General features: G+C 35.6%; 8 protein-coding genes. 3 read left to right on the top strand and 5 right to left on the bottom strand.

Features of this window, described 5'->3' with window-relative positions:
- The first annotated feature begins 28 nt into the window (after window positions 1-28).
- Window positions 29-1,162, top strand: coding sequence for a DNA replication/repair protein RecF (gene recF, locus IQ247_RS10420; protein ID WP_193919618.1), 1,134 nt, complete (start codon window positions 29-31; stop codon window positions 1,160-1,162).
- 534 nt (window positions 1,163-1,696) lie between these two features.
- Window positions 1,697-4,087, top strand: a complete 2,391-nt coding sequence (locus tag IQ247_RS10425) for a putative PEP-binding protein (RefSeq protein ID WP_193919619.1) — start codon at window positions 1,697-1,699, stop codon at window positions 4,085-4,087.
- Between the two features lie 74 nt (window positions 4,088-4,161).
- Here IQ247_RS10425 and IQ247_RS10430 read toward each other — a convergent pair whose 3' ends face one another.
- Window positions 4,162-5,433, bottom strand: coding sequence for a dihydroorotase (locus IQ247_RS10430; protein WP_193919620.1), 1,272 nt, complete (start codon window positions 5,431-5,433; stop codon window positions 4,162-4,164).
- 403 nt (window positions 5,434-5,836) lie between these two features.
- Entirely contained in the window at window positions 5,837-7,165 is a 1,329-nt protein-coding gene (locus tag IQ247_RS10440; RefSeq protein ID WP_193919622.1) for a histidine phosphatase family protein, read from the bottom strand.
- A 218-nt stretch (window positions 7,166-7,383) separates the two neighbouring features.
- Between IQ247_RS10440 and IQ247_RS10445 the strand changes: the two genes are divergently transcribed.
- Entirely contained in the window at window positions 7,384-7,575 is a 192-nt protein-coding gene (locus IQ247_RS10445) for a hypothetical protein (RefSeq protein ID WP_193919624.1), read from the top strand.
- A gap of 160 nt (window positions 7,576-7,735) precedes the next feature.
- On the opposite strand, the gene IQ247_RS10450 is transcribed toward IQ247_RS10445, so the two are convergent.
- The 3 genes from IQ247_RS10450 to IQ247_RS10460 all read right to left on the bottom strand — a co-directional run bounded on the left by IQ247_RS10450 (window position 7,736) and on the right by IQ247_RS10460 (window position 10,484).
- Window positions 7,736-8,107, bottom strand: coding sequence for a hypothetical protein (locus IQ247_RS10450; protein ID WP_193919626.1), 372 nt, complete (start codon window positions 8,105-8,107; stop codon window positions 7,736-7,738).
- 251 nt (window positions 8,108-8,358) lie between these two features.
- Window positions 8,359-8,940, bottom strand: coding sequence for a fasciclin domain-containing protein (locus IQ247_RS10455; protein WP_193919628.1), 582 nt, complete (start codon window positions 8,938-8,940; stop codon window positions 8,359-8,361).
- A gap of 329 nt (window positions 8,941-9,269) precedes the next feature.
- Window positions 9,270-10,484: a DUF790 family protein gene (locus tag IQ247_RS10460; protein ID WP_193919630.1), complete on the bottom strand. Its 1,215-nt coding sequence runs from the start codon at window positions 10,482-10,484 to the stop codon at window positions 9,270-9,272.
- Window positions 10,485-10,520: the final 36 nt, after the last annotated feature.

Raw genomic sequence — 10,520 nt, forward strand, 5'->3', positions numbered from 1 at the left:
CTGTCCACTGTCAACTGTCAACTCCTTTATGTTTCTCAAAACCCTGACTCTCCGACATTTTCGTAATTATAAAAATATTCATGTAGAGTTTACTGCTCCAAAAACAATTTTGGTCGGTGATAATGCTCAGGGAAAATCTAATTTACTCGAAGCTGTAGAGTTATTGGCGACTTTGAAAAGTCATCGTACAAATCGAGATAAAGATTTGGTCAGGGATGAGGAATCTTTAGCTCAGGTTGGTGCTAGTTTAAAACGAGATACTGGAGTTAGCGAACTTATTTTAACTTTACGTCGCAATGGTCGCCGTACTGTTAATTTAAACAGCGAAAATCTTCGCCGTCAGATGGATTTTCTCGGTGTACTTAATGCGGTAGAATTTTCCTCTCTGGATTTAGATTTAGTACGGGGTAGTCCCGAAAGTCGTCGCAGTTGGCTGGATACTTTATTAATTCAACTCGAACCTATATACGCCCATATTTTGCAGCAATATCAAAAAGTGTTGCGACAGCGTAATGCTTTTTTGAAAAATAATTTGGAGAATTTGTATGACAAGTCTCTACAATCCCAATTAGCTCTGTGGGATACTCAATTAGTTACCACAGGTACGCGGGTAATTCGACGACGAGAACGTGCTATACAGCGACTCGCTCCAATTGCTAAATTATGGCACTCTCAAATAAGTGGTTCTACTGAAAATCTTCAGGTGAGTTACGCACCGAGTGTACCTTTGTTAGAAAGTCATCCACAACAGGTACAGCAAGCATTTTTAGAGAAAATTCAACAGCGAGCGGTTGCTGAAATGCATCAAGGTACTACCCTTGTCGGACCTCATCGAGATGAAGTGGAATTGACAATTAATCATACTCCCGCACGTCAGTATGGCTCGCAAGGTCAGCAGCGAACTTTAGTGTTAGCCTTAAAGTTAGCAGAATTACAGATGATTGAAGAAGTTGTCGGAGAATCACCCCTGCTTTTACTCGATGATGTTTTGGCTGAGTTAGACCCCTCACGTCAAAATCAATTGCTTGATACTATTCAAGATAGATTTCAAACTTTAATTACTACTACTCATTTAGGTTCTTTTGATTCTCAGTGGTTAAATTCCTCGCAAATTCTTACCGTTAGTGGAGGAAATTTATCAGCGAAAGCGAATGTTTTGTAATTCAAAAAAAATTCCCAAAATTCCCAAAATTCCCAAAAATTAATAAACCTTAACATAGTAACAAGATTATTCCATATTTTAAACAAAGTAATTACTTTGTTTTACTGTGATATAATGTTAAAACCTTAATCAGCTTAGATTTAGATTAAAAAGATATTTTAAAAGTCAACACAATCTCAGTTTTCTAGTTCTAAGTTAGATAAGTTGGATATTTAGGTTAAGTATTAAGAATAGAATATAATTAATAATATATTCTTGATATAAGCAACAAATATTATTTGTAGAATACCTCTACAGATAGATGCAAAATTTAAAAATAATTTATCTAATTTTAATTTAAATAAACTTTTTCCGTCTGGCTCTAGTTTGCGAGTCTTAAAGAATTGGAAGAGTTAGTATTAATCATATTATAGAATGATGTGATATCAGTCATTGCCAAGACGGTAAAACAGCAAGAAAATAATAACTGGTAATCAAAACAACTGACTTTTAAAACGGTAAAGGTAGCTCGTATTAGTAATCAGAATTATTTGAGTGGATAAACTTTACTGGCTGAACGAAATAAAACCATCACATCGCACTCAAGTTGGTGATAAAGCCTTGAACTTGAGTATCATGATGCAGCATGGGTATTCAGTAATACCCGGATTTGTAATTGCAGCAAATATTTTGCATGAATATTTGGAAAAGGATTTGGCTTCTCAAACCTTAGTTGCGGAATTAGCTAATTCTTCCTTGCATTTGGATGTTGATAATTGGCGACAATTACAGCAAGTAGCTTTACACTTACGTCAAGAAATTATTAGTTCAAATTTATCTGAAAGCTTAATTAATACAATCAATTTAGCAGTAAAATCCTGGGAAACTCCATATTTAATTTTTCGTCCAACGGTTGCATTACCTTATGATTTAGATAATAGAGAAAATATTTCTGGATTGTATGAATCTGTATTTTGTCGTAATGAAGAGAAGGAAATAGCCTTAGCTTTAAAGCGTATTTGGAGTCAATTATTTAGTGCTAAAAGTCTGCTTTATTGGCACAAGTCAAAAATTGATTTGCGTTCGATTAATTTAGGCGTTTTAGTACAACCAGTCAACAATATTATTGCCAGCGGTTGTTTAAATGCAAATTCCTCTCGATGGGAAATTCAAGCAACTTGGGGGTTAGGAGTTGCAATTAACTGGGGTGAAGTTCAGCCAGATGTTTATTATGTAGAACCCAAAACCGGCACTTTATCAGAGCAACATTTGGGTAATAAAATATTAGCTTATCGTTGTGAAAATGCGGCGATTAACGAAGCTTATTGGGAACACCGACAAACATCAGTAATGACGGTAGAAAGGACTTGTTTACAAGTATGTATCTTAGAAGAAGAAAAACAGCAACAGTACGTATTATCAGAACCACAATTGCAACAAATAACAGAGTTAGCAGGTAAATTTGTTGGTCAACTTGGTGAAGAATACTCAGTAAATTGGACTTTTATTCAAGAAGCAGATTCCATTAAGCTATACCTAACAAAAGTTAGTAAACCGATAAATATAAATAGGTTGTCTCGTAATTCCTTGATTAAGGGAATAGGAGCAGCAACCGGGCAACAACAGGGTAATGTTCTGATAATTGAAAATTCACAACAAATAATAGAACAACTACCAAAAGGCATAATTTTAGTAGCATCTGTAATTACTCCCGATTGGTTGCCAGTGCTGCAACAAGTAGGCGGTTTTATTACAGAAAAAGGTGGTTTAACTAGCCATGCTGCAATTATTGCTAGAGAATTGGGGATTCCAGCAGTAGTCGGGGTTAATAAAGTAACAAAACTTTTTCAAAATGGCGATCGCATATTAATTGATGGTGATAGTGGAGAAATCCATCAGTTGGCGAAGGATACAGGTGAAGAGCATATTCATAATCTCAATATGGAGGATGTTTCAACTTCCTGTGCAAGAGCAACTGAATATCCTCCATGGGTTTCTTCTCTCCCTTCAATTCCTCATACATCCATAAGCCTACCTATGACTACCACCCAATTGCTGGTGAATTTAAGTCAGCCTACCATGATAGACAAAGCGCTTTCTTTTCCGGTAGATGGTGTGGGATTATTACGTTCGGAATTGATGGTATTGAGTATACTCAATCGGCAAAACCCTTATACATGGATTAAAGACGGCAGGGGCGAAGAATTACTAGATTTATGGACAAAAAAAATACTCGATTTCGTCCGGGCATTTTCTCCTAGACCAGTTTATTATCGTTCCTTAGATTGGCGAACCCAGGAACTACCAAGTCTTCATCACGGTGGAGTAGAAGCAGCCGAGCCACAAACAGCGCTAGGTCAACGTGGTACTTTTAGCTACTTGCTAAACTCCGACGTATTCGATATGGAACTGACAGCACTTTCTCATGTACAGCACGCAGGCTATCATAATATCCGTTTAATCTTGCCTTTTGTTCGCACTGTGGAAGAATTTGCTTTTTGTCGTCGCAAAGTTGAGCAAGCAGGGTTAACCGACATAGCAGAATTTCAATTATGGATTATGGCAGAAGTGCCAAGCGTACTGTTTTTACTACCAGAATATGTAAAAGCAGGAGTACAAGGAATTTCCATTGGTACAAACGACTTAACTCAACTATTATTAGGAGTAGATAGAGACCAAGCAGTTTTAGCAAAAAGCTTCGATGAACATCATCCAGTGGTAATGGATGCTATATCTCGACTGATTGAAATGGCAAGAAAAGCAGGTATTCCTTGTTCCATTTGTGGGCAAGCACCGGCATTGTATCCCGAAATTATCACAAAATTGGTGGAATGGGGAATTACTTCTATATCCGTCGAACCAGAAGCATTGCAGCGGACATATCAAGCTATTTTACGCGCTGAACAAAGTTTGCTCTTAGAAGCAGCCCGTCGTCAACTACGGTAATTGCTAATTTGGCAGACTACAAGTCGAAATTGGTTTAAATCAATTTAAATTTATAACTATTTTGGTTTATTCTTTTAACACCAAATCCCCACAACTTTACCCTTTAACTCTTCTCCCAACCACGGTGTATTACTTGATAAACTATGCAAATTTTTGCTCTCAACTTTCCAAGTTTCCTGGGGATTAAATAAAGTTAATTCTGCTTTTTCCCCAACTTTAATGTTACTCGGACTTTGTTTCAAACATTCTGCTGGATTGGTAGAAAGTGCTTTCCATAATTCTAAAGCTGTAAATTCACCTGTTTCTACTAAATTTTGCCATAACAAAGGTAATGCTAACTCTAAACCGATGGCTCCTGGTGGTGCTTGAGCAAACGCTACGGTTTTTTCTTCGTAAGTATATGGTGAATGCTCGATCGCGATCGCATCTATTATTCCTTGCTGCACTCCCCGACGCAATGCCATCATGTCTTCTGAATTTCCCAGAGGAGCCTTTAAGTTTAACGAACTATTATAACTTTTAACTGCTTTTGTGTCAAGTAAAAGATGCATCCAAGTAGTACTAGCGGTGACTGGTAAACCTTTGGATTTAGCCTCAGCGATGAGTTGTACGCTACGAGCGGTAGATACACGCATGATGTGGGTGGGGGTAAAAGTAGCGGTGACAATTTCGAGTAAAGCAGCGATTGCGGAAGTTTCCGCAGCTACGGGGATTCCTGGTAAACCCCATTGAATCGAATTTGCACCCTCACGCATCACTCCATCAGAAGAAATATTGCGATCGCAACACCAAAAGGCTGCGGGTTTTCTTAAGGGTTGTAGGTATTCTAAGACTCGACGTACCAAGGCTAAATTATTCAAAGCGTCACCATCAGCGAAACCGACTACTCCCGCAGTTTTTAAATCGGCTAATTCGGTGATTTTTTCACCTTTGACATGGTGTGTAATTGCACCCCAGATATTGAGAAGGGGGAGAGGGGATAATTGGGAAGCTTTACGAAGTTGATGTAATTTTGCGACAACAGCAGGATTATCGATGGCTGGAGATGTATCTGGTAAAAGAGTAATTCGAGTAAAACCACCAGCACAAGCAGCTTTGAGAAATGATGTCAGAGTTTCTCTTTCTTCAAAACCCGGTTCCCCAGAATGACTGTATAAATCGACTAATCCAGGTCCTAAAATTAAAGATTGACAATCACGAATAGAAGTATTTTCTGGGATATCATAAATTTTAATTTTATCATTAACTGAACGAATATAACCGTCCTCAATCAACACATCACAAATTTCGTCAGTTTTAGTTAAAGGGTTGATAATTCTTACTTGTTGTAACAGTTCGATTGTCATGATGGAAGTTGATGGTTGATGGTTGTTGGTTGTTAGTTGATGGTTGATAGTTGATGGTTGATGGTTGTTGGTTGTTGGTTGATGGTTGATGGTTGTTGGTTGTTGGTTGATGGTTGATGGTTGATGGTTGATATAGCAATCCGAATTGAGATGTGAGAAAATACGTAGATTAAAAGTTAGTAATAGAGGTTATATTTAAATCACTTCTGGCGACTATAAGTCGCGACTACACAGGTAAAACCCTTATGGTGCGCGTTTTTTTTTTATAGAGTCCACGCAGGTGGACTTAGGAATGTGTAGTAGCGGTTTTAACCGCCAGATTATACATAAATTTCTCACAAGTCATTTAGGATTGCTATAGTTGTTGGTTGATAGAATGTATTACACCTTTAACCTTTAACCTCTAACCTTTAACCTTTATATTGATTGCTTGTACTACAGGTGAACCATTTTTACCTTTCGGGTAATCAATTACATTTAAACAACAATTACTCTGACGGAAATTCCAGAAATATTCTGATGATAATCCTAAAATATGACAAAGTAATATTTGATTAGTAACTCCATGAGCAACTATTAATATAGTATTTAAATTATTAGTGAATCCGGTATCTAGAATTGATTCATAAACTTCTATTGTACGTTGCCAAACTTGTTGTAAACTTTCACCATTAGGCATCTTAACTTGTTCTGGTGTTTCGTACCATTGCTGTAATGCTCCGGGGAATTCTTGCTCAATTTCTGTTTCTGCTTTTCCTTCCCAAAGTCCGTGAATTATTTCTTTAAATCCATCATTTAATTCTAAGTTAACACTTGGATGATGCTGTAAGATGATTTCTGCTGTTTCTTTTGCACGTAATAAAGAACTACTAAACGTTTTGTCAATAGAAACATCTTTGAAAAATTCAGCTACTTTTTGAGATTGTAATTTACCATTTTCATTTAATGGAATATCAGTTTGTCCTTGATATTTATTTTGTTGATTCCAATCAGTTTCACCATGACGAACTAATAATAATCTGATTCCTTGATGATTCGGACGTAATGAGGGTAAAAGTTCCCCCATATGTTGAGTTTGATTGAATGATTCTATTTCAACTTTTTCTGGGTTTAAATTACCATTACTATTCTCCGTAAAATTGAGTATATTAATGCAACAATTAGATTGGTGAAGATACTGCATATAACCGGGATAAATATTATTTGCAGCTTGAATTAAACATCTATTTATACAACTATGAGCGACTACAAGTATGGTTTGATTTTGATGCTGCGGTAAGATTTCTTGCCAAAATTCCGTTGCTTGTTTGTATAATTCCAAAACCGGAAAATATTCGACGGTTGTTTCACCATCTAGAATCAACATCCGTAATTTATCGGGATTTTCTTGCCAGATTTTATGCTCTTCGGGAAACTTTTCCTTAACCTCTGAACTGAGCATTCCTTCCCATAAAGGTAGATGAATTTCTTTTAATTTATCAGTAATTTGAAGAGGGGGAATATTCTCTAAATTAGCATTGAGTTGGTGATGAATAATTTCTGCGGTTTGTTTTGCTCTTTTGAGGGGACTACAATAAATTGCATCAAATGATATACTACTGATTGCTCTACCGACTGTTAACGCATCATTCCGACCTTTTTGAGTCAATTCTGATTCGTCTAAATGTCCCTGAATCCTTCTCACGGTATTGTAAGTGCTTTGACCGTGACGTACTATGATTACTCTTGTCAATTTTACCCCTCCTTTCTCTCAAGGAATAATTTTACTGTAAAGTGGCTAATAATGGAAAATTGGTTGGTCATAGGGAATAGGGAATGGGGAATAGGGAATGGTTTTATAACTGAGTGGTAATTACATAAATAGGACTTAAGTTATTATTTGTAAACGTAAAAGTAATTTACATATTTTTTGTCATAAAATATCAGATGAAGAACCAGGGTATAACAATCATGCACAAAGAATATATAGAAGTTTTAGAAGCATTAATTGATAAATTGACATTATCCACTGTTTTAGAAATGTTAGAACGAATATGTCACAAAAAAGCAGAAAATCTCAGAACTCACTGGGAAGATGAAAATTCAGCAAAGCTTTGGGAAAAAGCTGCTAGACAAGTAGAGCAGATAAATATTGATGTTTGATTTTTGATTTTTGATTAAATAAATAAATTTAAATACATTTAAATAAATTTCACAAAATTAAAACCCGTAAAAACGGGCAAATTTACTATTATTGGAGCTAAAAAGGTTCACCTAGGAAATATTGTTATTTGCTATTTGCTATTTGCAATTCTCAGTTTTCTTATCTATTAGTGTTAGTCAAATCAAACTGTACCTGTAATCCGTCATTACCATTAATATTTTGTTGTCCCGGTTGTAATAAAACGGGTGTATTGCGTATTTGAACTTGTTCTCCAGTTGTGTTGTAATCAGGATTAGAGAATATATCTTCCTCTACATTATTATTCACAGGGGTTGCAGTATTGGGTTGATAATTAAAAAACATCGAGAAATCTTGATTGGCTGTTCTTTGATTGATTCCAGTTAATGAATCACCAGATAAAGTATAACCTTGGACATCACTATTTATCGAAGATTGGGCGTTTACGGGATTGGCAATAGTTGCTAGAGTTACGACTACTCCTAAAGCAGCCAGAAAGTTAATTTTCAACATTTTTGCACGCTCCTATAATGTCTGCGATGATTTGTTTCTAATCAATTTGTCATTTATCGCTATCATTATATGCAACTCTATATTGAAAAAACCTAGTCAATATACCTATTTTCTCAAGCTATTATTTACTTCTAGAATTAAAATACTTAAAATCATAGAAGCTTAATTATCAAAAAATTTTCTGATTCTAAAATAAAATTAGTAAAAGGTTAAAAATGTTAACATTCTCAACCTTTTACTATTATTTATTCTTATTGCATTGCCAGTCTAGAAGCAATTGCTTGACGTAACTGTTGAGGAAGTAATACACGGTTTACTGCATGAATTACTCCATTGCTAGCTGCAATATTTGCATCGGTAACGCTAGCATCATTTACAATTACTCTTTCGGGAGTTACGCGAACTGCTACTCCACCATATAAAGTATCTACAGTACCAGTTTGTAATTGATTAGAAGTGACTGTACCTTGTACTACGTGATAACTGAGAACTTGACGTAATAAATCTCTATTTTCTGGTTGGAGGAGAAATTCTACTGCTCCTTCAGGTAAAGATTGTTCAAATGCTTGGTCAGTAGGAGCAAAAATAGTATAGGAACCATTTACAAGTGTATCTGATAAACCGGCTGCTTGTACTGCTTTGACAAGAGTTTCAAAGGAATCGTTTGCGACTGCTACTTCTACAAGATTTCTATTACTTGTTGACATTTGCATATTGCCCATATTGCCGTGATTATCGGCTCTAACTGGAACTGTTGCAAAAGCGCTGACACTGACTATACCAGTAATTACAGCAAGCTTTTTGAACAGTTGAGTTATATTGTGAGTATTCATAATTATGATTGCGAATGATTGCGAAATGTAACTTACCTCTCATGTTAGTAAAGATTTTTGAAGTTTGTATCCCCTTAGAGAACTAAGACTTTTGATAGAATAAATGATCAAGGAAAATTCTCTATTTACAATAAAAATAAAAATCTTAATTGAAAATTGAAAAATATCAGTACACCTAACTATTACCCATTACCCATTACCTATTACCTATTACCCATTACCTATTACCCATTACCCATTACCCATTACCCATTACCCATTACCTATTACCCATTACCTATTACCCATTACCCATTACCCATTACCTATTACCTATTACCTAATAACATTTAATCCAATACAGCTAAAACAGATTTCGGTAATAATTTATCTTTAAACCAAACAATTTTTGCAGGGACATTATCTAATTTTACTCCGGCTTTTTCTAAATTTAAACGCTCGGAAATTGCCAATATTAAATCGTTGCGTTCGGCGCTTCTAACCTGGTAAAATTTCTTTTGTAAATATTCAGGTCGCCAATATCCAACTATTTCTAATAAATACGTTCTACCATCGGGATGAACTAAGCGAAAATCGGGAATCATCACGCTACCGGGAATCGGGATTAAATCAACTTCACGCTCTAATACCCATTCTGTTTTTGCACAATTCCATTTATCAACAAAAGATTCTTCTAACATACTATCGTAAGGTTTACCTGGTGGATAGTGAGACACTAAACCGCATTCAGAATTTAGGGTAAAACGTTTGCTTGTCCAGTTACCAGAATAAACATCGCGGGTTTGTAACGTTGCAGCTAAACTCCATTTTGTCACGTGAAGTAAAGCCGGAATTAACTTGGCGATCGCCAATCCATATCTTGTACTAGGATTAAATAAACTAGTCGGACCATCAACTGTAATTGTAAAACCATGGTCGGCATCTCCTTCGATATAAGACATTAATTGAAATAACTTAAGATAGCGAAATAAAATCTTATATTCACCGGGAGTATTACGATGAGCGTTGAGAATTAACTGACTAGCTTTATAAAAAACACCTTGAGTTTGGGAAATATTATATCTATGTAATAAAGCTTCTGTTGTCGGAGCATCAAAAGCGGTTAAAATTTTATTTTCATTCAAGTCAGCATATAAACCTTTACTAACTTGTTCGGGTAAAACTTCCTTTTCTAATTCGTGACTTAATTCATCAGCAATTTTTTTTAAAGTAAACTTTGCTGTATCACGACTGGGAACAGATTTTGCAGCACTAGCAAATACCCTTTCTCGTAACATTGAGGGTTCAAGGGGACTAACTACTTCAAAAGTAGAAAAACTACTTTTCAAAATATAAGCCAAACCTCTTTTAATTTTATAATCTGTACTATCTCCTTCCATTTCTGAAAGTTGACGTTCAAGTTCACCGTATCGTTCACCAACAGCTTTTTTAAAGCAATCAATTAACTCAACAGCTAACTTTAAATGTAATTTATCAATATTTAATCGTTTGGGAATTATTTGCTCGCCATTTTGACGAAAAATCAGTAAATCAGATGGTAACATTTTTAGGAAATAGGGAGTGGGGATGGGGGGATGGGG

The sequence above is a fragment of the Plectonema cf. radiosum LEGE 06105 genome, from assembly GCF_015207665.1.
GTDB classification, from domain to species: Bacteria; Cyanobacteriota; Cyanobacteriia; order Cyanobacteriales; family Nostocaceae; genus Rivularia; species Rivularia radiosa_A.